This window comes from Pseudoalteromonas sp. 3D05, from assembly GCF_002723455.1.
In the GTDB taxonomy this organism is placed as follows: Bacteria; Pseudomonadota; Gammaproteobacteria; order Enterobacterales; family Alteromonadaceae; genus Pseudoalteromonas.
Genome location: NZ_PDUS01000013.1, coordinates 1 through 24,581 on the forward strand (window position 1 = coordinate 1; position 24,581 = coordinate 24,581).

The 24,581-nt window shown below is 40.6% G+C and carries 25 protein-coding genes; 9 read left to right on the forward strand and 16 right to left on the reverse strand.

What is annotated here, in order from left to right:
• Positions 1 to 91: 91 nt before the first annotated feature.
• The 7 genes from CSC79_RS13345 to CSC79_RS13375 all read right to left on the reverse strand — a co-directional run bounded on the left by CSC79_RS13345 (position 92) and on the right by CSC79_RS13375 (position 6,617).
• Positions 92 to 1,924: a DUF885 domain-containing protein gene (locus CSC79_RS13345; RefSeq protein ID WP_099296261.1), complete on the reverse strand. Its 1,833-nt coding sequence runs from the start codon at positions 1,922 to 1,924 to the stop codon at positions 92 to 94.
• A gap of 82 nt (positions 1,925 to 2,006) precedes the next feature.
• Positions 2,007 to 3,143, reverse strand: a complete 1,137-nt coding sequence (hemW, locus tag CSC79_RS13350) for a radical SAM family heme chaperone HemW (protein ID WP_099296262.1) — start codon at positions 3,141 to 3,143, stop codon at positions 2,007 to 2,009.
• Positions 3,140 to 3,739 (reverse strand): XTP/dITP diphosphatase, encoded by a 600-nt coding sequence (locus tag CSC79_RS13355; RefSeq protein ID WP_099296263.1) that lies wholly within the window; start codon positions 3,737 to 3,739, stop codon positions 3,140 to 3,142. The genes hemW and CSC79_RS13355 overlap by 4 nt, the downstream gene beginning before the upstream one ends.
• 3 nt (positions 3,740 to 3,742) lie before the next feature.
• On the reverse strand, positions 3,743 to 4,186 hold the full coding sequence (locus CSC79_RS13360) for a DUF4426 domain-containing protein (protein ID WP_099296264.1): 444 nt from the start codon (positions 4,184 to 4,186) through the stop codon (positions 3,743 to 3,745).
• A 48-nt stretch (positions 4,187 to 4,234) separates the two neighbouring features.
• Positions 4,235 to 4,768, reverse strand: coding sequence for a YggT family protein (locus tag CSC79_RS13365; RefSeq protein WP_099296265.1), 534 nt, complete (start codon positions 4,766 to 4,768; stop codon positions 4,235 to 4,237).
• A gap of 298 nt (positions 4,769 to 5,066) precedes the next feature.
• Entirely contained in the window at positions 5,067 to 5,888 is an 822-nt protein-coding gene (proC, locus tag CSC79_RS13370) for a pyrroline-5-carboxylate reductase (protein ID WP_099296266.1), read from the reverse strand.
• A gap of 15 nt (positions 5,889 to 5,903) precedes the next feature.
• Positions 5,904 to 6,617 (reverse strand): YggS family pyridoxal phosphate-dependent enzyme, encoded by a 714-nt coding sequence (locus CSC79_RS13375; protein WP_099296267.1) that lies wholly within the window; start codon positions 6,615 to 6,617, stop codon positions 5,904 to 5,906.
• A 2-nt stretch (positions 6,618 to 6,619) separates the two neighbouring features.
• Here CSC79_RS13375 and CSC79_RS13380 point away from each other — a divergent pair, with 2 nt between their 5' ends.
• Genes CSC79_RS13380 through CSC79_RS13390 form a run of 3 tightly spaced genes read left to right on the forward strand, consistent with a single transcriptional unit; the run spans position 6,620 to position 9,731 of the window.
• Positions 6,620 to 7,660 carry a type IV pilus twitching motility protein PilT gene (locus CSC79_RS13380; protein WP_099296268.1) on the forward strand — a complete coding sequence of 347 codons (1,041 nt, stop codon included), beginning with the start codon at positions 6,620 to 6,622 and terminating at the stop codon, positions 7,658 to 7,660.
• A gap of 27 nt (positions 7,661 to 7,687) precedes the next feature.
• On the forward strand, positions 7,688 to 8,815 hold the full coding sequence (locus CSC79_RS13385) for a PilT/PilU family type 4a pilus ATPase (RefSeq protein ID WP_099296269.1): 1,128 nt from the start codon (positions 7,688 to 7,690) through the stop codon (positions 8,813 to 8,815).
• 4 nt (positions 8,816 to 8,819) lie between these two features.
• Complete coding sequence (locus tag CSC79_RS13390) at positions 8,820 to 9,731, forward strand: hypothetical protein (RefSeq protein WP_237114022.1); 912 nt, start codon at positions 8,820 to 8,822, stop codon at positions 9,729 to 9,731.
• On the opposite strand, the gene ruvX is transcribed toward CSC79_RS13390, so the two are convergent.
• The 6 genes from ruvX to CSC79_RS13420 form a co-directional block, all read right to left on the reverse strand.
• Positions 9,694 to 10,140: a Holliday junction resolvase RuvX gene (gene ruvX, locus CSC79_RS13395; protein WP_099296270.1), complete on the reverse strand. Its 447-nt coding sequence runs from the start codon at positions 10,138 to 10,140 to the stop codon at positions 9,694 to 9,696. The two genes, CSC79_RS13390 and ruvX, sit on opposite strands and share 38 nt — an antisense overlap.
• A gap of 27 nt (positions 10,141 to 10,167) precedes the next feature.
• On the reverse strand, positions 10,168 to 10,725 hold the full coding sequence (locus CSC79_RS13400) for a YqgE/AlgH family protein (protein WP_099296271.1): 558 nt from the start codon (positions 10,723 to 10,725) through the stop codon (positions 10,168 to 10,170).
• Positions 10,726 to 10,959: 234 nt separating this feature from the next.
• A complete protein-coding gene (gene gshB, locus CSC79_RS13405; protein ID WP_099296272.1) occupies positions 10,960 to 11,913 on the reverse strand; it encodes a glutathione synthase in 954 nt (317 codons plus the stop codon).
• 53 nt (positions 11,914 to 11,966) lie between these two features.
• A complete protein-coding gene (rsmE, locus tag CSC79_RS13410; RefSeq protein WP_099296273.1) occupies positions 11,967 to 12,701 on the reverse strand; it encodes a 16S rRNA (uracil(1498)-N(3))-methyltransferase in 735 nt (244 codons plus the stop codon).
• 83 nt (positions 12,702 to 12,784) lie between these two features.
• Entirely contained in the window at positions 12,785 to 13,249 is a 465-nt protein-coding gene (locus CSC79_RS13415; protein WP_099296274.1) for a hypothetical protein, read from the reverse strand.
• A gap of 30 nt (positions 13,250 to 13,279) precedes the next feature.
• Complete coding sequence (locus CSC79_RS13420; RefSeq protein WP_099296275.1) at positions 13,280 to 14,173, reverse strand: hypothetical protein; 894 nt, start codon at positions 14,171 to 14,173, stop codon at positions 13,280 to 13,282.
• A 71-nt stretch (positions 14,174 to 14,244) separates the two neighbouring features.
• On the opposite strand from CSC79_RS13420, the gene glnE reads away from it, so the two are divergent.
• Positions 14,245 to 17,043 carry a bifunctional [glutamate--ammonia ligase]-adenylyl-L-tyrosine phosphorylase/[glutamate--ammonia-ligase] adenylyltransferase gene (gene glnE / locus CSC79_RS13425; RefSeq protein WP_099296276.1) on the forward strand — a complete coding sequence of 933 codons (2,799 nt, stop codon included), beginning with the start codon at positions 14,245 to 14,247 and terminating at the stop codon, positions 17,041 to 17,043.
• A gap of 12 nt (positions 17,044 to 17,055) precedes the next feature.
• On the opposite strand, the gene CSC79_RS13430 is transcribed toward glnE, so the two are convergent.
• From CSC79_RS13430 to tolC, 3 genes are all read right to left on the reverse strand, one after another.
• On the reverse strand, positions 17,056 to 17,628 hold the full coding sequence (locus tag CSC79_RS13430) for a TcpQ domain-containing protein (RefSeq protein ID WP_099296277.1): 573 nt from the start codon (positions 17,626 to 17,628) through the stop codon (positions 17,056 to 17,058).
• A 59-nt stretch (positions 17,629 to 17,687) separates the two neighbouring features.
• Positions 17,688 to 18,614: an LpxL/LpxP family Kdo(2)-lipid IV(A) lauroyl/palmitoleoyl acyltransferase gene (gene lpxL / locus CSC79_RS13435; RefSeq protein WP_099296278.1), complete on the reverse strand. Its 927-nt coding sequence runs from the start codon at positions 18,612 to 18,614 to the stop codon at positions 17,688 to 17,690.
• 101 nt (positions 18,615 to 18,715) lie between these two features.
• Positions 18,716 to 20,056 carry an outer membrane channel protein TolC gene (gene tolC, locus CSC79_RS13440; RefSeq protein ID WP_099296279.1) on the reverse strand — a complete coding sequence of 447 codons (1,341 nt, stop codon included), beginning with the start codon at positions 20,054 to 20,056 and terminating at the stop codon, positions 18,716 to 18,718.
• A gap of 156 nt (positions 20,057 to 20,212) precedes the next feature.
• Between tolC and CSC79_RS13445 the strand changes: the two genes are divergently transcribed.
• From CSC79_RS13445 to parE, 5 genes are read left to right on the forward strand one after another with little or no spacing between them, the layout of a single operon-like run.
• The gene (locus CSC79_RS13445; RefSeq protein ID WP_099296280.1) at positions 20,213 to 20,839 is read left to right on the forward strand and encodes an NUDIX domain-containing protein; all 627 of its coding nucleotides are present in this window, start codon (positions 20,213 to 20,215) and stop codon (positions 20,837 to 20,839) included.
• Positions 20,840 to 20,872: 33 nt separating this feature from the next.
• Positions 20,873 to 21,331, forward strand: a complete 459-nt coding sequence (locus CSC79_RS13450) for a DUF1249 domain-containing protein (RefSeq protein WP_099296281.1) — start codon at positions 20,873 to 20,875, stop codon at positions 21,329 to 21,331.
• Positions 21,318 to 22,109: a metallophosphoesterase gene (locus tag CSC79_RS13455; RefSeq protein ID WP_099296282.1), complete on the forward strand. Its 792-nt coding sequence runs from the start codon at positions 21,318 to 21,320 to the stop codon at positions 22,107 to 22,109. The genes CSC79_RS13450 and CSC79_RS13455 overlap by 14 nt, the downstream gene beginning before the upstream one ends.
• Positions 22,094 to 22,654, forward strand: coding sequence for a YqiA/YcfP family alpha/beta fold hydrolase (locus CSC79_RS13460; RefSeq protein WP_099296283.1), 561 nt, complete (start codon positions 22,094 to 22,096; stop codon positions 22,652 to 22,654). Before CSC79_RS13455 ends, CSC79_RS13460 begins: the two co-directional genes overlap by 16 nt.
• A 32-nt stretch (positions 22,655 to 22,686) precedes the next feature.
• Entirely contained in the window at positions 22,687 to 24,576 is a 1,890-nt protein-coding gene (gene parE, locus CSC79_RS13465) for a DNA topoisomerase IV subunit B (RefSeq protein ID WP_099296284.1), read from the forward strand.
• Positions 24,577 to 24,581: the final 5 nt, after the last annotated feature.

Consider the following 24,581-nt stretch of genomic DNA (forward strand, 5'->3'; position numbering starts at 1 on the left):
ATAGATTTATTATCCAAAGTACAGGTTAGCGAGGTTTACAAACAGCAAAAAGGCCGCAATTGCGGCCTTTAATATACGTATACAGGTGTTGTTAAGCAGCTGATTTACTTGCAACCCATTGGTCAACAAATGTTTCTAGTACGTTTAATGGTACTGCACCATTTTTTAGTACAACGTCATGGAATTCACGAATATCAAACTTGTCACCAAGTTTCACTTTCGCAGCTTCACGTAGCTCTAAAATCTTAAGCATACCTACTTTGTAGGCTGTTGCTTGTGAAGGCATTACAACGTGACGTTCAACCATTTTTACGCCATCTGAGGTCGCGTTTGGTGTGTTATTCACGTAATAGTCGATACCTTGTTGGCGAGTCCACTTCATTTCGTGGATACCGGTATCTACAACTAATCGACATGCACGCCATAGTTCCATAGCAAGACGACCGAAATCTGAATATGGGTCTTCATACAGGCCCATTTCTTTTGGTACTAATTCAGAGTATAAACCCCAGCCTTCAATGTACGCTGTGTAGCCACCGAATTTACGGAATTTAGGCACACCCTCTAGCTCTTGTGAAATAGCTATTTGCATGTGATGGCCAGGCATACCTTCATGATAAGCAAGTGCTTCCATTTGGTACGTTGGCATTGCTTCCATATCATAGAGGTTTGCGTAGTAAATACCAGGGCGTGAACCATCTGGTGCAGGTTGCTGATAGAATGCTTTACCTGCAGCTTTTTCACGGAATGCTTCAACTGCTTTTACTTTTAAATCAGCTTTTGGCTTAACAATGAAAAGCTCGTCTAAACGCGTCTTCATGTTATCGATCATTGCAGTTGCTTCATCAAGGTAGCGTTGCTTACCTTCAGCTGTATTCGGGTAATAAAATTGTTTGTCAGTTTTCATAAACTGCATAAACGCTTTTAAATCACCTTTAAAACCGACTTTGTCTTTGATTTCACGCATTTCATCATGAATACGAGACACTTCAGCTAGGCCTATAGTGTGGATTTCTTTTGCTGTTAGGTCAGTCGTTGTTGTACGTGCTAATGCGTTGTTGTAGAACGCTTCACCATCAGGGAATTTCCATGCACCATCGCGGTCGTCAGCACGTTTTTCAAGCTGCGCTAAGTAATTAATAAGCTTAGAGTAAGACGGCTTTATAGCTGACTTAAGTGCTGCTTCAGCATCGCTGATCAGGCTATCTTTCTCTGCTTGATCGATTTCTAGTGCGTCTACTTTACGCTTAAAGTCAGCAAGTAACGTCGAATCTTCGCCTTTTTCAAATGGCGCGCCAACAATGATGTTTTTGCTTGAGTCAATCACATGTGGAAACACAAACTTAGGCGCAATAATGCCTTTGTCAGCGCGTGTTTCTAAATCTTTAATTAACTGATCGATAACGGTTGTTACACCGTTCAGACGCGAGATATACGCTTTAGCATCTGATAAGTCAGACACTTGATGCTGGTTTATCATAAACGCAGGGATCATCGAGTGAACACCAAACATTTGGTTCACTGGGTAATTATGGTAGCGCCACTTAAAATCAGCGATGCTGTTTTCAAGGTCTTGTTTTTTAAGGTCGTAGCTTACTTTCGTATTTTCATCGAGTAGGTCACGGTTAATCGCATTTAATGCTACCAAGTCGTCTTTAGTTTGCTGAAGATCTTTAAGTGCTTTTTCTTCGCTGCCATCATCCCATTTATCGTAATCTTTTTTGATACCCATGTAGGTTTGATAAATAGGACTGCTCATCACATCACGGTTAAATGTATCTTCAAAAAACGCATTGGCTTTGTCAATTTCGCTTTGAACAGGTTGCACTTGAACTGTTTGAGTGCTTTTTTGCTCAGTCATTTGCTGGCAGCCACCTAGCAGTGCAATACTCACTGCGGCAGCGATAAAGGTAAGTTTACGCATGTTTTCCCTTTTGTTGTTAGAAACCAATAAAGGTTATAAATTAATTATTATTAGTATGAGGCGACAAGCTTTACGCTCGCCACTACACAAACAATTCTAGCAGGTCATTTAAAAAACGGTGACCTTTTTGGCTTACTTGCCAGTAGTTGTCCATATCAATAAGTAAGCCCTTATTTATCGCTTTGTTCAAGGCTTGCGACTGATTTTGTAGCGATAAATTTGTAAGTGCATGTAAATCACTTTTAGGGCAGGCTTCGAAAAGTCTAAAACGATTCATAAAGTATTCAAAAGGTAAGTCGTCTTTTTCAACCGTCCACTGCTTAAATAAATAAGGTTTTGCCAAGTCCATGTAGCCACGTGGATGTTTTACTTTCATCGTACGTGTGATTTCCCCTGAGGCTGTATCAGTAACTTTACCATGTGCGCCGCAGCCTATTCCTAAATAGTCGCCAAAGCGCCAATAATTCAAGTTATGTTGGCATTGATAACCCGGTTTTGCATAGCCTGAAATTTCATATTGTTGGTAACCTGCATCAGCTAGTAAAGCTTGACCCTGCTCTTGGATATCCCACAATGTGTCGTCAGGTGGAAGAGTGGGGGGTTTTGAAGCAAATTGGGTATTGGCTTCAATAGTCAATTGATACCATGATATGTGGGGAGGATTTAATGCAATGACTTTTTTTAAGTCGCTAAGCGCGTCGTCTAAGGATTGTCCTGGAAGGCCATGCATAAGGTCGAGGTTAAAACTATTTAAACCAGCTTCATGGGCTTGCTGTGCAGCATAAACGGCTTCATCAGCACCATGAATTCGACCAAGCGCTTTGAGCTTGTCGTTTTGCATGCTTTGCACACCAATCGAGATACGATTAATACCTGCCGCGACGTATTCTTTAAAGCGGCCTGTTTCAACGGTCCCCGGGTTTGCTTCTAAGGTGATTTCACAGTTGTCTGCTAAACCAATTAACGAGTCAACAGCATTTAATAAGCTCACATACGCGTTACCCGTTAGTAAGCTGGGTGTGCCACCGCCGATAAAGATAGAATGAATTTTACGCCCCTGCACTAAATGCAAATCGGTCTTTAGATCGTCAATTAAATGCTGAACATATTCTTTTTCAGGAATATCACCTTTTTGGCCATGGCTATTAAAGTCACAATATGGGCACTTTTGCACGCACCAAGGTACGTGCACGTATAAACTTAAAGGGGGTAATTTCACAGGCCGCCTTTAAGTTTAAGCTCTGATAATAGAGAGTTTAATGCTTGGCCACGGTGACTGATGGCATTTTTTTGCTCTTTGGTTAGTTGTGCGCTGGTACAATCAAGTTCAGAGACATAAAAAATGGGGTCGTAGCCAAAGCCACCTTGACCATCTTGGGCTTGTGTTATTTGACCTTCCCAACTTGCACTGCAAATAAGAGGTGTAGGGTCATCGCTATGGCGCATTAGTACCAATACACACCAAAATCGAGCGCTACGAATAGGGTTATCACCTAACTCAATTAAAAGCTTGTCGATATTGTCTTGGTCAGTGGCATCGTCCCCGGCGAAGCGAGCAGAGTATACGCCCGGAGCACCGTTTAGTGCATCTACTTCTAAACCTGAATCATCAGCAATAGCGGGTAATCCGGTTACTTTTGCTGCATGACGGGCTTTAATTATGGCATTTTCAACAAACGTCGTGCCGGTTTCTGGCACACTAGAAACGTTAAAGTCACTTTGCGGGACTACGTTAATATCGAGTGGGCTGAGCATCTGTGCTAGTTCTTTAACCTTTCCTTGGTTACCTGTGGCTAAAACTAAGGTTTTTGTCATGATTTAATCTACATAAAATTTTTGTTGAAACTGTAACTTTTGAAATTGATTGTTCTGTTTTATCTCGATATCGAAACGTAAAATCTCTTCATTAGTAAACTTCACTTGGGCAAGGTAGTAAATAGACTCGCCTTCAATCACTTCTTTAAACGTGAGGGTTTGTTTATTGCCAAGTAAGTTTTTAGCTGTGCCACTAAGAATAGCGGTTTGTGCGGTTTTATCGGCATTGTTTTTTAAAATCGAAATATTAATAATACCCTTGTAGTCACTGCGCTCTAAGCCATACGCTTTTGCTATTTGCGGTTGGATAAATGTTGAGGGAAATGCAATGTAATGCACTTGCCAAGGCCCAAGTTCTTTATATTGGCCTCCTAGTTGCTGCTCACTATGCGCACTAAACGTGATACCTGCGAATGCAAAAAATAAAATACTAACTAGCTTTTTCATATTTAACCTTTAAAAAAGAGGCCTAATGGCCTCAATCATGAAAATGTTTTAACCAATTAAATCCATAAAGAGGATTTGACCAAATTGCAGAGCAATTATGAGTACAACTATCGATAGGTCAAAGCCACCCAATGGCGGTATTATTCTACGGATTGGTTTCAACATTGGCTCAGTTAACTGATGGAAAACAGCCTCGATAGGGTTGTAACCTTGGCTTACCCAGCTTAATAAAGCACGAATAATTAGGACCCAAAACATCAGGTTAAGTGCTTCTTTTATTACCGTTACAAAAGCTGATACGAAAACCGTTTGTGCAGCCCAGCCACCATAAAACAAAAGCATTAAGGTTGAAATTTTTGCTACCGCAACAATAAATGCCAACAACAGCGAGGCTAAGTCTAAGCCACCAAAACCGGGAATAATTTTGCGTAGTGGGTTAACAGCAAATGAGGTTGCTTTAACAACAAACTGACTCAATGGATTGTAAAAGTCAGCTTTGGCTGTTTGGAGCCAAAAGCGAAGCAGCACCACCATCAAAAACAGATCAAATACAATCCCGACTAAAAATTGCATGGCATTCATAATTTACCTCGAAAAATGAGCGTTATCGCTTAGGGTCAGTTGACCTTCACGGATTAAAATTTGTTCAAGCTAAGGGCGGTTCAATCGCAGCGCCAAGTTTGTAACTTAGTGGACTAAGTAAAAACCGAGCTACAAAGAGTAAATCGCCCCGAGGCAGAACCTTTCGGGCAGCGTCTATTTGGCATTAATACTGCGTTTAACTTATTTATGATGAACAACCACACAACATAGGCGCGGCCTTATCTAAATACCAAACAGACTGGTGTAAATTCAACCTAAAAAGGTCAATAGGTCCTAGTTAAAGTTCTTGTTCCATTTGTTCTGCGCGAGCAATACAAGCATCCATTGCATCTGCAACGGTACCTGTTAGACCTTGCTCTTTTAAGTGCTCAACAGCAGCATGCGTTGTGCCACCTTTCGAAGTAACATTGGCACGCAGTTGCGAAATACTGATATCAGGCTGCGATAAAGCCATTTCTGCGGCACCTAATGCGGTTTGTTGCACTAAACGGCGCGCATCGTCATCACTAAAGCCCAAGGCTTTTGCTTTTTCTTCGATGGCTTCCATGAATAAAAAGAAGTAAGCAGGCGATGAGCCGGTCACGGCAATGATATTGTTTATTTCAGACTCTTGTTCAACCCAAACCGCAATACCTGTGCACTCAAAGACCTGTTGTACAAAGTCATGTTCGTCAGCCGTTTCATCTGCGCCGAACAAACCTGATACACCACGACCAAGTAAAGAAGGGGTGTTAGGCATACAGCGCACCATTTTCACTTTTTGGCCAAGCATTTCACGTAATCGATTAACTGTTAAGCCTGCTGCAACAGAGATAAACAGTTTATCACTAAAGTCCACACCCGAATCTTGGAAAGATTGGCATAAGTCGCCCATCATTTGTGGCTTAACGGATAACACAATTACATCGGCATCACGCAGTGCTGCGTTGTTGTCGGCGGTGGTTTTAACCCCGAAGTCTGCTGCTACCTTAGCGAGTTTTTCTTGGTTTCTGTTTGTCGCAATGATATTCGATGCTGCAAACCCATTTTTAACCATGCCACCAATAATGGCATAGCTCATATTACCTGTGCCTATGAACGCAATTGTTTTATCTGTCATACTTTAGTTATCACCTTAGCTTCGTTGGCCAAAAATATCCGTGCCGATCCGTACCATGGTCGAGCCTGCAGCAATTGCTGCTTCTACATCACCACTCATACCCATCGACAAGGTGTCTATTTGAGGATATAAGGCCTTAAGTCTATCAAAGCAAGTCGCTAATTGCTCAAAATATTGTGTTTGCTGCTGTGAATCGTCAGTTTTTGCGGGGATAGCCATGATTCCACGTAACGTTAAATTTGCGCAATCATCAACATATTTAGCTAAATCCATAAGCTCGTCAGGGTGACAGCCCGATTTAGCTGGTTCTAAACTTATATTTACTTGAATTAATACGTTCAGTGGTGGTCTATTTTCTGGGCGTTGATCATTTAAGCGTTTAGCAATTTTTTCACGCTCAATGCTTTGCACCCAATCAAAATGTTTAGCGACCAACGCTGTTTTATTCGATTGAATAGGGCCGATGAAATGCCAAGTTATATCGCTATATTCTTCAAGTTGAATGGCTTTATCAACGGCTTCTTGAACATAAGATTCACCAAATTCTCTGTGCCCTTGCTGATAAGCGGCTAAAATGTATTCAGCAGGTTTTGTTTTTGATACCGCAAGTAAGCTGATATCGTGTTCATTACGGTGGCTTTTTTTTGCCGCATTTACAATTCTTGCATAGGCGGCGTTAAGTCGTTCTGGTATTGTAACCATATAATTATCAGTTGGTTGTGGAGTCATAAATGGATATTACCGAATTATTGGCCTTTAGTGTTCAACATAAAGCATCGGATCTGCACTTATCATCAGGTGTTGCCCCTATGATCCGTGTCGATGGCGATGTGCGTCGTATAAACATTCCAGCACTGGAAGATAAAGATGTAAACAGCTTAGTTTACGACATTATGAATGATAATCAACGAAAGGATTACGAGCAAAACCTGGAAGTCGATTTCTCTTTTGAGGTGCCTAATTTAGCGCGTTTTCGTGTTAATGCTTTTAATTCTAACCGGGGGCCTGCTGCTGTATTTCGTACCATCCCAAGTGAAGTACTGACATTAGACGACTTGGGTGCCCCTGATATATTTAAAACGATTTCAGATAACCCTCGAGGTTTGGTGCTTGTCACGGGACCAACGGGCTCGGGTAAATCAACGACTTTGGCAGCTATGGTCGATTATATTAATCAAAATAAGCACCACCACATCTTAACGATTGAAGATCCAATTGAATTTGTCCACGACAATAAACTATCGCTGATCAACCAACGTGAAGTTCATCGCGATACACACAGCTTCTCCAATGCACTGAGAAGTTCGTTACGTGAAGACCCTGATGTTATTTTGGTAGGGGAATTACGTGACTTAGAAACCATTCGTCTGGCAATGACTGCAGCTGAAACCGGTCACTTAGTGTTTGGTACTTTGCATACTACTTCTGCGCCAAAAACCATTGACCGTATTATCGATGTGTTCCCGGGTGAAGAAAAAGACATGGTGAGATCCATGCTTTCTGAATCATTAAGAGCTGTTATATCACAAACCTTACTTAAAAAAGTGGGGGGAGGGCGAGTTGCAGCACACGAGATTATGATAGGCGTACCAGCAATAAGAAACTTAATCCGAGAGGATAAAATTGCACAAATGTATTCATCAATCCAAACAGGGTCATCTCATGGTATGCAAACCATGGATCAATGTTTAATCAATCTTGTCAATCATGGTGTTGTTTCCAACGCTGAAGCACGCGCTAAAGCCCAAGATAAAGCTAACTTTGGCGGTTAACCCTTTGCCCATGCAATAAGGAAAAGTATGTCTCACTCTCTAAATTACTTTTTACAGTTGATGATAGATAAGGAAGGGTCTGATTTATTTGTATCAAGCCAACTACCTGTCAGTGCTAAAATAAATGGTGAGTTGATCGCCTTAGGCGATGATAAACTTACTGATGAGGAGTCGCTTGCGTTTGTTGAATCAGCGATGAGTGAAAAACAAAAAGCAGAGTTTCATAACTCGAAAGAGTGTAATTTTGCCATTGCGACGGATGAAGGCCGATTTAGGGTTTCAGCTTTTTGGCAGCGCGATCGTGCAGGCATGGTCATTCGCCGTATCGTAACCCAAATACCGGACGTGAACGACCTAGGGCTGCCTTCAACATTGACTGATGTGATCATGGCTAAGCGGGGGTTGGTACTCTTTGTTGGTGGAACTGGAACAGGTAAATCAACGTCACTAGCTGCACTACTCGGTTATCGTAACCGCAATCAGCGGGGACATATTCTAACAATAGAAGATCCGATCGAATTTGTGCATGAGCACCGTAAGAGTATTATTACTCAACGTGAGGTCGGTCTTGATACAGATAGCTTTGAATCTGCTTTAAAAAGCTCATTACGCCAAGCTCCTGACGTTATTCTAATCGGTGAAATTCGCTCACAAGAGACTATGGAATATGCACTTAGTTTTGCGGAGACAGGCCACCTTTGTGTAGCAACGCTGCATGCAAATAACGCCAACCAAGCTATTGACCGCATTATGCACTTGGTACCAAAAGAAAAACACGACAAACTCAAATATGATCTATCATTAAATTTACGAGCAATTATTGCACAGCAATTGATCCCAACCTCTGATGGCAATGGCCGTGTTGCTGCCATTGAAGTTTTGCTTAATTCTCCGATTGTAGGTGAGCTAATTAAAAAAGGAGATATTGGCGGAATTAAAGAAGCCATGGCAAAAGCCAAAGATATGGGCATGCAAACGTTCGATCAGGCTTTGTTTGAGCTTTATAAGCAACAACGTATTAATTACGCAGATGCGCTTCATCACGCTGATTCACCAAACGACTTACGTTTGATGATTAAACTTAGAAACAATGAACAGCAAGGAGCTGGCTTTTTACAAGGTGTAACCATTGATGGCTTAGACAACAAAGGTTAGCCGTATGCAGTTTGGCAAAAAATGGTTTTGTACTTTCTTTTTATTTTATTGCGTGTGCACGCCATTTTTTGTTGCCTCTCAGTCTGAACCCATTGCTATTTACCTTCGAGATGATGTTTATAATGACTATAAGCGTTTTTTAGGCGGTAAAGAGCCCATCCAAGTTAAAGATTTTAATACTAAGTTTATCCGTCGTGATGTGGTCGATATGATTATCGCCCAACAAGCGTTACACTTAGGTGGATTTACAAAAACCTTTGATTATCAAGTTGGAAAAATAAACTTTCGCAATACCCGTCTATTGGAAAAAGGAGATCTGTTAATCAGCTTTGATAGCTATTGGTATGAAGATACTAAGGCTTTTAATGGTGAAGTGTTTATCAGTGATCCGGTGATCCGTAAAGGGGAGTATTTTGCTGGTATCTTTGCCTCGCCTGACAACAAAGCTGTCTTTAATATAAAAAATCTGTCTGATTTTAATACTCTCACGAGTGTATCAACACCTCGCTGGCGAACCGATTGGCATACACTGTCGCAATTACCTCTTAAAGAGTTAATTAGGGAAGATGAGTGGTTAAGTCAAGTAAGAATGGTGTCTATGCAGTGGGTCGACTTTATGTTGATGCCATTAATGCCTGAAATGAATAATGAGTATGTACTTGAGGGAATTAAACTCAGTGCCGTCCCTAATATGCTTGTGTTATTAGATGACAGTCGTCACTTTGTTGTATCTAAATTACACCCTGATGGCTTGCGGGCTTTTAAAGCATTGCAAAAAGGGTTGAAAATTTTACGCGAAAAAGGCGCCATAGAAAAAGCATATCGCCAAGCTGGGTTCATACCACAGCTTAACGATCAGGTTATTATCAACTTACCACTTACCCGTAAGCTTGTTCAAAATAGCTTTCCAAAATAATGACAGCAGACATATTATCTACATTGCCTTTGCCTAAGCGCTTGTAGCCACCTTGTTCAAATAAACGCGCCTTGGCATCTGCCGTTGTTAAACGCTCGTCCTGAGTCTCCACAGGTAGGCCAAAATTGTTGTGAAGGCGGTTTGCAAACTTTTTAGCTTTAAAAGTAACTTCTTGATTAGTGCCATCCATATTTAATGGTAAGCCAACAACCAGCAAATCGGGTTGCCATTCATCAATATGTTTCTTTATAAAATCCCAATTTGGAATGCCGTCTTTTGCTTTCACAGCACTGAGACTTGATGCAGTGCCTGTTAATTCTTGGCCAATGGCAACACCAATACTGGTTGTGCCAAAGTCAAAGCCCATCACAGTACGTTCACCTTTGGGCTTGAGTTGTCTTTTGGTCATTGTATCTTCTGTTTTATCTAATAAAGCTTAAGCATGTCCAGCCTCAGTACAGAGTTGGCCGATGTCAAAACCGAGAGTTTCGACCGCTTTTTCCCAACGTTTTTCCACGGGAGTGTTAAAAATAATATCAGGGTCTGCTTTGATTATAAGCCAAGAGTTTTCTAGTAGCTCTTGTTCAAGCTGGCCTTGCTCCCATCCTGCATAGCCTAAAGTAATTATAAATTGCTCAGGTGCTTGTGTGGTTGTAAGGCTGGCTAATACATCTTTAGATGTGGTAATCATGATGTCACTGCTAAGCTCTTGGCTGGCAGCATAGCCGGGCTTGGGTGAGTGTAAAACAAATCCGCGGTCGGTTTTTACTGGTCCACCGGCGTACACTGCTACTTGTGCAGATTGATTTGATTTGTCGTTATCGATTTCAATTTTATCAAGTAAGTCACCAACGGTGATATTAATGGGTTGGTTAATCACCAAGCCCATAGCCCCATCTTCATTGTGCTCACAAATGTATGTAACAGCACGTTTAAAAAAAGGGTCTTGCATTGATGGCATTGCGATTAAAAAGTGATTTTCTAATGATTGCATAACGATACCCCTTATTTTGCCCCATTGCAGGGGGAGTCACTTTAATTAAGTAGCACGTTAACATGTGCTGCATTTATTTCAGTTAAATAGGAAAGCTTTGGTGCATCAAGATTTTTGTGATGTCGAAAGCTCTGGATTAAATTCACAAGCAAATAGAATGAAATATTAAGCTGTTAGAAATAACTCTAACACCAGAGCTCACATTTTTAGTAATTGAAGTATGGCATAGTTTGTTTAACTGCGACCTAATTTTTCTTCAATTGCATCAAATAAAATCCCAGTAATAGAAATATCAAACGCTGCTTCAATTTCTTTTACACACGTTGGTGCGGTAACATTTATTTCTGTAAGTTTGTCACCAATTATGTCCAAACCAACAAAAACGAGCCCTTTAGCTTTGAGTGTTGGTGCCACAGCTTGAGCGATCTTAAGGTCTGCGTCACTAATTGGACGAGCTTCACCGCGCCCTCCTGCAGCTAGATTTCCGCGTGTTTCACCATTTTGCGGTATGCGTGCTAAACAATACGGAATAACTTCACCATTAACGACTAATACGCGCTTGTCACCTTGTTTGATCTCTGGAATAAAGTTTTGTGCCATCGCAAAGCGTGTACCATGCTCTGTTAAAGTTTCACAGATCACGCCAAAATTGGCATCATTTTCAGTTACGCGGAAAATAGATGCGCCACCCATACCATCTAAAGGTTTGAGAATAATGTCTTTATGCTCCTTGAGGAACTCACGAATTTGATTTTTATCGCGTGTCACCAAAGTATCTGGCGTGTGCTCGCTAAACCAAGCTGTGAATAGCTTTTCGTTGGCGTCGCGCAAGCTTTGGGGTTTGTTGATAATTAACGTGCCTTCAAGCTCTGCGCGTTCAAGAATATAGGTTGCATAAATATATTCGGTATCAAATGGCGGATCTTTACGCATTAAAATGACGTCTAAATCGGCCAAAGCAATTGTGCTCTTTTGTTCTAACTCGTACCAGTGATTTTCATCATCAAATACAGTTGCTTTAGCGGCTGTTGCATATGCCTTACCTTTACGCAGCGATAGGTCATCCATTTCCATGTAGTAGATTTCGTAACCACGGCTTTGAGCTTGCATCATCATTGCAAAGCCCGTGTCTTTTTTAATATTAAACCCGCTAATAGGGTCTGAAATGATACCTAATTTAATCGCCATGTTGTTACCTTACTAAATACAGTGTTATTGATATGAGGGTAGTTTTAGTAATTTCAATTCGCTAAGTCACCAAACTGCAGTTGTAATGCACTTAACACCGTTAAAGCGGCAGTTTCAGTTCGCAGAACACGTGGTCCAATACGGATATCGACAAATTCTTGCTCTTTAGTTTGCGTAATTTCTTCATCAGTAAAACCGCCTTCAGGGCCGACTAAAAAGCGCACACCGCTATCGGGCACGGTAATTGTTTTTATTGAATGCTCTGCTCGTGGGTGCAAAGTTAATTTTATTTCATCGCTTTTTTGGCGGAGCCAGTCACTGATATCAATCGGAGGGTGAATGGTTGTAATACGATTTCGGCCGGACTGTTCAGCCGCAGCAATCGCTATTTTTTGCCATTGTTGGTGCTTTTTGGCTAAGCGTTCTGCAGTTAACTTAACACCACATCGTTTGCTAAAAATAGGTGTTATCTCTGTAATTCCTAATTCTACTGACTTTTGAATGGTGAAATCCATTTTATCACCGCGAGAAATACCTTGGCCGAGGTGAATACGCAGTGGTGACTCTACATCTATGTCATTGAAAACAATTGGCATCGCAACCACAGACTTTTTGCCAACCTCTATCAATTCACATAAATATTCGCCACCTTGGCCATTAAATAGAGAAACTTGCTCACCAACTTTCATTCGAAGAACGCGACCGATATGGCCTGCAGCATCATCATCAAGTTGAACTGGGGTTGATAAAACAATATCGCTTGCTTGGTAAATATGAGGAACGCGCATGATGACCTTAAGATAAATAGCTAATATGGCTATGGTATGAAAGGCTGGGCTTGGGTGCAAATACTATTGTTACTGGATCAGAGCTAACTGTTGAGCTTTTCGCTTAGAGCATCTAAATTTTGAGGGGTTTCTGCAATGTCACTTTGGCATGATAAGTGGTTGTTTTGTGCTTCATCTGCGACAGGCGTAAATTGAAAACCTTGCTCGCTTTCACTGACTAAAAAGCGCACGCTATGAAGTGAGTTATAAATAAAGCGTTGGTTATCATCAGCTAAAAGATAATCCGTTTGGTTGAATAAAACACCGTCAATTTCGTGATGCTCATGTAAGTAGGTTGCCAGCTCAGAGACGCTAATTTCATTCGCGAAGTCACAGTAACAATAATCTTTGATAAGTTGATCAAACATCAGCCTAACTAATTGGCGAGTATTTGCACCTGCTGATACTAGTGTGCTGTTTTTTGAGGCGCCAAAATAGTGCTCAGTAAATCGTCTACTAAACTCACTGTCATTATCAATCAATAAAAAGTTACTTACTTGAAACGGCATAAGGCCCCGCATTTTGGGTATTTTCAATAATTAAATTGAAAACATACTTATTAGTAAATAGCCTATAGCGCAAAAAACTGCAAACTCAATGCAGGCTATCCCAATGTTATCTTGATGATCAATCTCAAGCGCAGTATCAATATTAGGTAAAGAGATGTACTTGATGACGGACGTTAATATATACAGTAATAACCACATCGAGCCGCAATGTAAAGCTAATGTGAATAAGTTTTCGACCATTTTACCATTGTGGAAGGTAGCGCTGGCTAAACCAGCGTACATTGCTAATGCGAGGCCTATTGATTTTCCCGCATAACGAATGCCAATAGAGGTATTTTCTAGGTTAAAGTTGCTTTGTAATGAAGCACCTTGGTTTGCTTTTGCAAAACGGTATTCTCGTATTTTGCTGTCTAAGGCAAAAAAACCTTGTAGTAAAAAGAAGCTAACAAAGGCAATCAATAAACTACTAAACCCTTGCGTGTGGGACCAATTATATAATCCTAATGAAATTATACAGTTAGCTATTAACATGCCAGAATCAACCATGGCTGCACATACATTTTGTTTTAAAATAGCGGCTTCTTCGTTAAAACGGTACAAAATCCATTTTCGATGAATTAGGTGACCAACTTTAATAAACGCGAACAACAGCACGATTAGAATCATAATTTTTAATGGATTCGATTGTGCGGCGCTAAGGCTTATTTCATCAAATAAATAGGCAATGGTTGCAATGACTACAGTAATCTCTGAGGCAAAACTGATCCCCATTGCAAAGTTATCATGCTGCGCAAGCTCTTCTTTTAAAGCTTGTTTTGCCTTTAAGTGGTTTAATCCACGCAAACTAAAGACTGCGATACAAATAACTGTAAAACAAATAGCAATAGCCACTAAACTAGTGTTAGATAAAGACAAATATGACATGGTTAACCTAATTGGTTTTAGTATGTTAGTTATTCTAGTATGGATATGCTTGATATAAAAGAGAGTTTTTAATGAGTAAAAGTGCAATATTCCCCCAGCAATTACAAAAACTTGGCGAAGAACGATTTTCAGCGCTTTATGGGCAGCGGACGGTTAATAAAAAAATAGTCCAATTATTGGGGTTAAGTGACTTTGCATGGCGCTGTCTCGACGCTCAGCCTGAACTCATTGATATGTTACTCTGTGAGCATGAAATGTCTCTTCGCGACTGCCCATGTCCATTTTTAGATTTTGACTTAACAGAATTAGAAGAAGCCGCAGGATATAAGATTTTGCGCCAGTATCGTCAACGTTATTGGCTTAAAGTTGCCTTTCTCGATCTATGCTGTAGCAATGAAATTGCCGATAGTATTAACTATATTTCGCAATTGGCTGACAGCCTCATAAACGGCGCTAACCAATGGGCATTTTCACAGGTAGCTAAAGTGAATGGGCAGCCTGTAGATGAACAGGGCAATCCAATCCCTATGCTCGTTTTAGGTATGGGTAAACTCGGTGGACGAGAACTCAACTACTCTTCAGATATCGATTTGATTTTTGCTTACCCTCATACAGGCAAGACACAAGGTGGTAGGCGCTCTTTAGAAGCCCAAGTTTTTTACACCAAGGTCGCTCAAAAATTAATTGCAGCACTTAACCAAAATACAGCTGATGGCCAAGTGTTTCGTGTGGATATGCGATTACGCCCCTTTGGTGAAAGTGGCCCTTTAGTGATGAGTTTTAATGCCATTGAAGATTATTACCAAGAGCAAGGCAGAGAGTGGGAACGATATGCCATGCTCAAAGGACGTTTGATTGGAGCACCTACAAACTACACTAACGAGTTTTATCAATTGTTAAAACCGTTCGTATACCGAAGATATATTGATTTTTCTGTCATTGAATCATTACGAAAAATGAAGCAAATGATAGCCCAAGAAGTTCGCCGTAAAGGCCTTACAAATAATATAAAGCTAGGGGCGGGAGGGATCCGCGAAGTTGAATTTGTCGTTCAAGCGCTGCAAATGGTACGTGGTGGCCGAGAAGCAAATTTACAAACGCAATCATTAATAAAAGCGTTGGCTCAACTAAGTAAAAACCAAGTTATTGCTCAAAGTGAAGCACAGCTATTAGAACAAAATTATTTATATTTGCGAAAGGTAGAGCAGTACTTACAGATTTTTGATGATCAGCAAACTCAGACTTTGCCTGATGATGAACTCAATCAACAGCGCTTAAATTATTTAACAGGCTACACCGATTTTGAGAAAACGCTCGCAGATATAAATGTAAAAATGACCGCCATCCATGGTGAGTTCGAATTAGTTATAGGCTATGAGAATGAACCTGACGACCCTTGTGAAAGTGCTTTTGTTAGTGCCTGGGAGCATGGTGATATAAGTCTACTCACAGAGCCAAATGATGCATGGCAGCAACCGTTAAATGACTTTAAAGGGCGCTTAGCTAAGGCAAAAATAGGGCTACGCGGCCGTGACATTCTCGACAAACTGATGCCACTGTTGCTAAAGCAGCTTTCGCAGTGCAATGCTTCAGGTGATGTTTTTAGAATGATTAGCCAAGTGCTTAATAAAATTATTTCGCGTACTGCATACCTTGAGCTGCTTTTTGAAAACCCAGGAGCATTGAAACAGCTTGTGTCTTTATGCTGTCACAGCAAATGGATTGGAGAACACATTTCTCGCTATCCTATTTTACTCGATGAACTTATCGATCCTGCAGTGCTTTATAAACCTACATCGCTTAGCGCTTATAAAGATGAAATTCGTCAATACTTTTTACGTATCGATAACGAAGATTTAGAGCAGCAAATGGAAGCGCTACGTCAATTTAAGCAAACTCATCAATTGCGGATTGCTGCGGCTGATGCTACTGGCGTGCTTGATGTTATGAAAGTGAGCGATCACCTGACAGCACTTGCAGAAGCGATTGTAGAACAAGCGATTAATATAGCGTGGCAGCAAATGGCTTTACGGTTTGGCACACCGCCTAATACAAACGACGAAAATAAAGGGTTTGGAGTGATTGCGTATGGTAAAACTGGCGGCTTTGAAGTTGGCTATGATTCCGATTTAGATCTTGTTTTTGTTCATAATCACGATGGCACAAGTCACACGAATGGCGATAAAGGAATTTCTTCTAGACAATACTATTTAAAGCTAGCTCAGCGTTTAATGCACTTATTCAACACTCGCACAGCATCGGGTATCCTTTATGAACTCGACACAAGGCTCAGACCCGAAGGCGCATCAGGGTTAATGGCTATAAACCTAGAAAGCTTTAATCATTACCAACAAACTCAAGCATGGACATGGGAGCATCAGGCGTTGGTTCGTTCACGCATGATTTTCGGCCAAGCTGAGCTGGTGGAGCGATTTGCACAAATACGTCTTGCAATATTATGCCAAGCCCGTGATCAACAACTGTTGCGTGATGACGTTATTAAAATGCGGGAAAAAATGCGTGGTCACTTGGCCAAGGGCAGTAGTCTGTTATTTGATTTAAAGCAGGATGCAGGTGCAATGACTGATATTGAATTCATAACACAATATTTAGTACTTAAAAATGCGCATACATTTGAGCAGCTAACAACTTACTCGGACAACGTTAGAATTTTAACCGATGCGGCAAAATTAGGGTGTATCAGTCAAAAAGTTAAAGAAGGGCTGATAGCGGCCTATATTGATTATCGCTCGCACTATCATGTCCTAAGTCTTGATCAAAAAGGACGTTGTATTGAACGTGAGCATGTTAAGCAACATATTGATTTAGTGGTTAATGCTTGGCACAGCATTTTTGCATTAGACAAATAGGGTCAACAGACCCTAACTTTTTAAACGGCGGCAGTTTTCACGTACATATTCAGAGGGTAGTTCGGTAATAACGGCTGCTCTTTGTTTATAACAAAAAAACGTGTACACCTCATTTTCAAAGTCATCGTTGATTGCACGGCCAACTTGATACAAGGTGGAGTTAAAATTACTGTCGACGCGAAAATGATCTTTAACAACATAATCTTTACTTAGATACCAATACAAAACAATGTCTTCTTCACGAGCGTAATTAGAAAGCACTTTTTTTAATGTAGATCCATTTTCAAAACGTCTTGGCATTAACTCTCCAGACCAATTGGGCGTTGATGGCTCAACAACTTTGGCTCGCTCAATCAATGCAGCATCAATATTTACGTCAGGCGCAGAGAGCTTTAATACATATTTATCACGCTCATTACTTTTGTTTATTTGGTTGCGTAAAGACGCATAAAAACGAGACAGCCCTTGCGCAGCGGCATTGGTCGATTCTTTTACGTTAACGACAGGGCCGTGGCCAAATAAAAAATAAAGAGCAGCCAATATGAGAATAACAGCTAATGATAAATGCTTAACCCAAAACCACATAATTAATACTCTTGTTTATTTTTGTTTATAAAATCATATTCAAAACGCAAAGTCACCTGCTACTTGTAATAAGACGGTGCATTTTCATCAGGACGAGTTTTAAAACGCCTGTGTAACCACATATACTGCTCAGGTGCGATGTTGACTGCTTGCTCCATACGTTGATTAACCCGTGTTACATCGGTTTTATCATCGCCGCTAGGGAAGTTATTGAGCACGGGTAATACTTCCAAATGATATTTCCCCTGTTCATCACGGCGACTTGTAAGGCTGACAACTTCGCAATGTTTACTTGCAGAAAAAAGTAAGGTACCAGTCGTGCTTGCTGCATCGGGTACTGCAAAAAATGGCACAAATTCACAGCGTTTACGGCCATAATCTTGGTCCGGTAAATAATAACAAACCTTTTTATTTTTAAGCGCTTGTAATAGACCTTTTACATCTCGTTTGCCCACGAGGTACTCATTGGAGCGTAAACGGCCTTTTGTAGTAAAGTATTCCATTAATGGGTTGTTATGGGGGCGGTAAAAGCCAACACCTTGGCACTTGATACCCATTACACGGCCAGTCATTTCCAAATGCAGCATGTGAGGTACCAAAAGCAGCGCGCCCTTTTTTGAGCGCTGAATGCTCTCTAGGTGCTCAATGCCTTTAAATGAACCGCATACTTTGTTTATTCGCCATTGTGGCCACCACCATGCCATACCGGTTTCCATCATTGCAATGCCAGTATTTTCCATATTCTTTAAAACGAGCTGTTGCTGTTCTTGGGCCGATAATTCTGGAAAGCATAGTTTGACGTTTACTTCAGCAATATGACGGCGATTTTTCATAAAGCGGTGAACTAATCGGCCTAAATACTTGCCCATGGCTAACTGTAATTTTTGCGGAAGCCAAGAGATTACATAAAGGAAAAACACACCTACCCACGTAAGCCAATAACGGGGACCTAAAAAAGACAACTTAAAAGCAGAAGAGTTAACCACAAAAACATCTCAAACGTTAAAAAAGGCAGTTTAACTGTAAGCGATAAAAAATACAAAAAAGCCAGCACAAAGCTGGCTTTTAAAAGAAATTTTAAAGTTGTTTAAATTTCCTTTAAGCCTTGGTTAATGGCAACTAAGTCTTCGCTCGTTAATGTGCCAGCAGCTTGTTTTAAGCGCAATGTAGAAACAACATAACGATAACGAACATTCGCTAAGTTACTTTTTGCGTTAAATAGATTCTGTGTGCTGATGAGTACGTCAACAATAGTACGTGTGCCAACTTCAAAGCCTGCTTCAGTCGCTTTTAGCGCACTTTCAGCTGAAACAACAGCTTGTTCAAGCGCTTTGAAAGTTGCAATGTCTGATACAACTTGATTATAAGATGTAATTACAGAGCGGGTAACACCACGAAGTGAAGACTCTAAATCTTCACTTGCTGCAACATAAAACGCACGTGCTTGGTCTGTCGCAGCCGTTGTTGCTCCACCAGAGTAGATTGGTACACTAAAGTTAAGGCCTACTGTTGTGCTATCACCACGGGGCTTCATATTATTACGCGCAGTGTCAGTTAATGAATCGCCATAAGTTGCGCTAAGAGTTAATTTTGGATAATGCCCAGCTTGAGCCAAATCGATTTGATCTTTCGCGATATCAACAGTGACTTTCGCAACTTGAAGGTTCAAATTGTTTTGTTCGGCTATTTTTACAAAATCAACCGATTGTTTGTTAGGTTTAACCGTTGAAAATGTCTCGGTGTTTAAAGTATCGAGTTTTGCATGATATTTACCGGTTATTTCACGCAGTAACTCACGCGCTGTTTCAACTCCATTTTTAGCAACAATTTCTTGTGCGACTGAGTTATCATACTGTGCTTGTGCTTCGTGTACATCAGTTATCGCTGTTAGGCCAACGGCATAGCGCTGTTTTGTTTGCTCGAGTTGACGTTCAATAGCACGTTTTTCAGATTGCACAAATTCAAGCTTATCGATAGCACTCAATACGTTAAAGTAGCCATCTGCTACGCGTACAATCAAATCTTGTTGTGCAAAGTCATATTGTGCTGTTGCCTGTAAAGCTTGTTTATCTGCAATACCAAGAGAATTCCATGCACCTAAGTCAAAAAGAGTTTGGTTTAAAGTTAAACCACGGCTGAAGGTGTCAGATTCACTCTCTATTTTTGCATAACCAAGGGCATCGGTGCCATCATATGAGGTGCCATCTCTTTTTTCATAACCCATCGAGAAACCGATTTGAGGAAGTAAGGCACTTAAAGCACGGTCACTGTTATAAGATTGCGCATCGGCTTGAGCCTTTGCTTTTAAAACAGTGGGATCATTTGCAGTGGCGATTTCGTATACTTGTAATAGATCTTCAGCATTTGATGCTGTAGCAGTCAATGCACATGATAAACCGATCAGCGCAGATAAAATGTTCTTTTTCATTGGTCGTTCAGTCCTTAGACAATTTGCGTACTAAAAGCATGTTAACCTGTTTTGTAAAATAACAACAAAAAAATTGTGTAAAACAGCGCAAACAAGTGTAACAGAATATAATAGCTCACAAACATTTTGAGTTAAGCAACAAATAATGGAGCTGTAATGGCAAACAAAATAATCGATCAATTTAACAATGATGATGTCAAATTGGAGCCAATTGAAAATTTATATGATGGCTTTTTTAAAATTAACTTATACCAGTTTAAACACGCGTTGTTTGCAGGTGGAGAGTCACAGACCATCAAACGCGAAATTTTAGAGCGCGGAGATGCGGTGGCTGTATTGCCCTATGATCCTAAAACAGATCAACTATTACTCATTGAGCAAATTCGTATTGGCGCTATGCGAAGTAAGGACTCGCCTTGGTTGCTTGAATGTATAGCTGGAATGACAGACCAAAGCACCGATTATGAAGCAGTAGTCAAACGCGAAGCACTTGAAGAAGCGGGGCTTGAATTACAGCACCTAGAGTATATGTTATCTTATTTATCTAGCCCGGGTGGAACGACAGAGCGGTTATATTTGTACTTAGCGCTTGCGGATTTGAGTAATTTGCAAAGTGGTGTTTTTGGTCTTGAAACTGAAGGCGAAGATATTAAGACTCACATCATAAGTTTTAACGATGCCATTGCGCGTTTAAATAATGGTGAAATAGACAATGCAGCCACTGTGATTTCATTACAGTGGCTGGCGCTAAATCGTGAGCGTGTACTCAATCAATCTAAATAAGCTACCTTTAACCATTAACTTTAGGGCGCAAATTTGACATCAATAGCAGCGAAACAACGATATATTCAAAGTCTACCTAAGTACCTTACTTTATGTGAGCACAACTATTTGCGCGCATTAAAGTTATTGCCAGCTAAAAAAGAGCTGGCAGAAAAACGCCAAGTACAATTAGGTGGGCATCAATTTGAAATTAAAATAGATGGTTGTGCCAAATACACCATGGATATCTCAATTACTCAACTATCGGGCACGATTAAGCGGATGAGCCCTCTTTTTTTGACGGTCAGACTTTATCACGACGCTAAGGTAGCTGAAATTATCCATCATGATTATCATCAAAGAATTAAGCCTTCTTATGGTTACCCCAATCCACTAATGCATCAAAAAGATGAAAAATATCAACTTAATGCATTTCTATATGATTGGTTAGTGGCATGCGTTGAAAGTGGCCGTTCTGTACTGAATTGGGATGTAAACAATGGCTTGGTTTGATGATAGCTTAAAGCTTGATACAAAAACGTTAAAACTTGCGCACATTACCGACAGCCACTTATTTGCACAATCTGATGGTGAATATTTTGGTGTTAATACGGCCCAACACTTCGCTGCATGTTTGTCGCACATGGCAACACAAAATTTCGATTGTGTGATTTTTGGTGGTGATTTAACACAAGATCATAGCCAAGAGTCGTATACGTTATTTGCTCAATTAATTGAGCAATCGCCATTAAGCTGCCCAGTTGTTTGGCTGCCAGGTAATCATGACGAGATTGAGCTACTGACACAGTTAAGTAACAAGCAGATTTCAAATGCCAAGATCATTAATGCAGATGGTTTTGATATTTTACTTCTTAATTCAAAAGGCATTACACCTGCTGGGTGGGTTACACAATCACATTTGGATGATATTACTAACTATTTAGCCTCATCACAGCGCCAAAGTATTGCTTTTTGCCATCATAACCCTTTGCCTATTAACGGGTATTTAGATAAACACATGTTGGAAAATGGTCCGCAATTACTCAATGTATTGAATAACAGTAATCAAGTTAATTGGCTTTTTCATGGACATGTTCATAATGACTATGACTTTCACTTTCGAAATATGAATGTAGTTGCCACTCCAGCAAGTTCGGTGCAATTTACCAAAAATACATCACAATGGTTGCAGCAAAACCTCGGGCCTACGTATCGAATGATGACTGTATTTAAAAATCATGAAACACAGAGCTTATGCTGTGAAACGGATGTAATATGGCTAAAAGAGTAATCTATATTCACGGTTTTAATAGCAGTGAAAAGTCATATAAAGCTGTGCGCTTTGGTGAGTATATGGCACACTACAATGTAGAATATTGTGTACCGCGCTTAAGTCACGAACCATTGCATGCAATAATTCAACTGGAGCAATTATTAACGCCAAACTCGGTTTTGATAGGTAGCTCACTAGGTGGGTTTTATGCCACTTATTTATCACAAAGGTATCAGCTTCCTGCAGTGCTAATAAACCCTGCGGTTAAGCCGTTTTTATTATTAAGTTCATTTTTAGGGTCGAATTATAACCCGTATCAAGATACCCATTACGAACTAAATAAAAGCCATATTAATGCGTTAAAAGCACTCTTTGTAACACAGTTGAAGCAGCCCTCGCTACTGTATTTATTACAACAAACTGGCGATGAAGTACTCGGATTTGAGCAAGCAGTAAAATATTATTCGCAATGCAAACAGAATGTTGAATTTGGAGGTGATCATAGTTTTAAAAACTTTGAGAGCACCTTTGAAAGCATTGTGGACTTTCTTAAAATCACGTAAAACATAGCTAAGCACATAAAAAGATAAAAACTATGAGTCAGCAAAATTATAACGCCGAAGCCATTGAAGTATTAAATGGCTTAGAACCAGTTAAACGTCGTCCTGGTATGTACACTGATACCACACGGCCCAATCATTTAGGCCAAGAAGTCATCGACAATAGTGTGGATGAAGCGATGGCTGGGCACGCGAGCAAAATAGATGTCATTCTGCATGAAGATAACTCGTTAGAAGTTTCAGATGATGGTCGTGGTATGCCTATTGATATTCATCCTGAAGAAGGTATTCCGGGTGTTGAACTGATTTTTACCAAACTACATGCTGGTGGTAAGTTTTCAAATAAAAACTACCAGTTTTCAGGTGGTCTCCATGGTGTAGGTATTTCAGTTGTAAATGCATTATCAACGCGAGTTGAAGTGATTGTTCGTCGCGATGCCCAGCAATTTATGATGGCATTTGAAAATGGTGATAAAGTTGAAGACCTCAACGTTATTGGTACAGTGGGTAAACGCAATACGGGCACTACTGTTAGGTTTTGGCCTGATGCAAGCTATTTTGACTCGGCAAACTTTTCTCTGACGAAGCTGCATCATTTATTAAAAGCTAAAGCGGTTTTATGCCCAGGTTTACGAATTAAGCTAATCAATAAGCAAACCAAAGAAACCCAAGAATGGTATTACGAAACGGGCTTGCGCGATTATTTAAATGAAGCAGTGAAAGGCTATGAGGTCATCCCTAAAGATCCGTTTACTGGCGAATTTTCAAGCTCGACAGAAGGCGCTGATTGGGCGGTTGTTTGGTTGCCAGAAGGCGGCGAGTCGATTGCTGAAAGTTATGTAAACTTAATCCCAACAGCACAAGGCGGTACGCATGTTAATGGCCTTCGCCAAGGTTTGCTAGAAGCAATGCGTGAGTTTTGTGAGTTTAGAAACTTGCTTCCTAGAGGGGTAAAACTAACGCCAGATGATATTTGGGAGCGTTGTAGCTATGTTTTATCCGTTAAAATGCAGGACCCACAGTTTGCCGGTCAAACTAAAGAAAAATTATCCTCTCGGTCTTGTTCAGCATTTGTATCGGGGATAGTTAAAGATGCATTTAGCCTTTGGCTAAATGAACATACAGATATTGCAGAGCTGTTATCTGAACTGTGTATCTCTAATGCGCAACGCCGACTACGCGCGGCGAAAAAAGTAGTGCGTAAACGTGTAACAGCAGGACCTGCATTGCCAGGCAAATTAACCGATTGTAGTGCCGCTGATAATGACCGTACTGAACTTTTCTTAGTGGAGGGTGATTCAGCAGGCGGGTCAGCTAAACAGGCGCGAGATCGTGAGTTTCAAGCGATAATGCCCTTGCGTGGTAAAATCCTAAATACATGGGAAGTTGAGTCTGGACAAATATTAGCCTCACAAGAGGTGCATGATATTTCGGTTGCATTAGGAATTGATCCTGATTCAAATGACATTTCAGGCTTACGCTACAATAAAATATGTATATTGGCTGATGCTGATTCGGATGGGCTGCATATTGCGACGCTTTTATGTGCATTATTTGTTCGTCACTTCCCTACCTTAATTAAGGAAGGGCATGTGTATGTAGCTATGCCGCCACTATTTAGAATCGACATCGGTAAAGATGTGTATTATGCACTAGATGAAGATGAAAAAACGGGCATATTAGCGCGAATCGAAGCAGAGAAAAAACGCGGTAAAGTGAACGTACAACGATTTAAAGGGTTGGGTGAGATGAACCCATTGCAACTGCGCGAAACAACGATGGATCCCAATACACGCAGGTTGGTGCAATTGACGCTGGACGAAGAAGAGCAGACCTTAGAAATGATGGACATGTTGTTGGCTAAAAAGCGCTCATCTGATCGCCGCCAATGGCTAGAAGATCATGGAAATCGTGCGCAAGTATAAACTCG

Coding starts and splice junctions, on each gene's coding strand:
- CSC79_RS13345 (WP_099296261.1), bottom strand. CDS start 1,924: ATGCGTAAACTTACCTTTATCGCTGCCGCAGTGAGTATTGCACTGCTA.
- CSC79_RS13355 (WP_099296263.1), bottom strand. CDS start 3,739: ATGACAAAAACCTTAGTTTTAGCCACAGGTAACCAAGGAAAGGTTAAA.
- CSC79_RS13360 (WP_099296264.1), bottom strand. CDS start 4,186: ATGAAAAAGCTAGTTAGTATTTTATTTTTTGCATTCGCAGGTATCACG.
- CSC79_RS13365 (WP_099296265.1), bottom strand. CDS start 4,768: ATGAATGCCATGCAATTTTTAGTCGGGATTGTATTTGATCTGTTTTTG.
- proC (WP_099296266.1), bottom strand. CDS start 5,888: ATGACAGATAAAACAATTGCGTTCATAGGCACAGGTAATATGAGCTAT.
- CSC79_RS13375 (WP_099296267.1), bottom strand. CDS start 6,617: ATGACTCCACAACCAACTGATAATTATATGGTTACAATACCAGAACGA.
- CSC79_RS13380 (WP_099296268.1), top strand. CDS start 6,620: ATGGATATTACCGAATTATTGGCCTTTAGTGTTCAACATAAAGCATCG.
- CSC79_RS13385 (WP_099296269.1), top strand. CDS start 7,688: ATGTCTCACTCTCTAAATTACTTTTTACAGTTGATGATAGATAAGGAA.
- CSC79_RS13390 (WP_237114022.1), top strand. CDS start 8,820: ATGCAGTTTGGCAAAAAATGGTTTTGTACTTTCTTTTTATTTTATTGC.
- ruvX (WP_099296270.1), bottom strand. CDS start 10,140: ATGACCAAAAGACAACTCAAGCCCAAAGGTGAACGTACTGTGATGGGC.
- CSC79_RS13400 (WP_099296271.1), bottom strand. CDS start 10,725: ATGCAATCATTAGAAAATCACTTTTTAATCGCAATGCCATCAATGCAA.
- gshB (WP_099296272.1), bottom strand. CDS start 11,913: ATGGCGATTAAATTAGGTATCATTTCAGACCCTATTAGCGGGTTTAAT.
- rsmE (WP_099296273.1), bottom strand. CDS start 12,701: ATGCGCGTTCCTCATATTTACCAAGCAAGCGATATTGTTTTATCAACC.
- CSC79_RS13415 (WP_099296274.1), bottom strand. CDS start 13,249: ATGCCGTTTCAAGTAAGTAACTTTTTATTGATTGATAATGACAGTGAG.
- CSC79_RS13420 (WP_099296275.1), bottom strand. CDS start 14,173: ATGTCATATTTGTCTTTATCTAACACTAGTTTAGTGGCTATTGCTATT.
- glnE (WP_099296276.1), top strand. CDS start 14,245: ATGAGTAAAAGTGCAATATTCCCCCAGCAATTACAAAAACTTGGCGAA.
- CSC79_RS13430 (WP_099296277.1), bottom strand. CDS start 17,628: ATGTGGTTTTGGGTTAAGCATTTATCATTAGCTGTTATTCTCATATTG.
- tolC (WP_099296279.1), bottom strand. CDS start 20,056: ATGAAAAAGAACATTTTATCTGCGCTGATCGGTTTATCATGTGCATTG.
- CSC79_RS13445 (WP_099296280.1), top strand. CDS start 20,213: ATGGCAAACAAAATAATCGATCAATTTAACAATGATGATGTCAAATTG.
- CSC79_RS13455 (WP_099296282.1), top strand. CDS start 21,318: ATGGCTTGGTTTGATGATAGCTTAAAGCTTGATACAAAAACGTTAAAA.
- CSC79_RS13460 (WP_099296283.1), top strand. CDS start 22,094: ATGGCTAAAAGAGTAATCTATATTCACGGTTTTAATAGCAGTGAAAAG.
- parE (WP_099296284.1), top strand. CDS start 22,687: ATGAGTCAGCAAAATTATAACGCCGAAGCCATTGAAGTATTAAATGGC.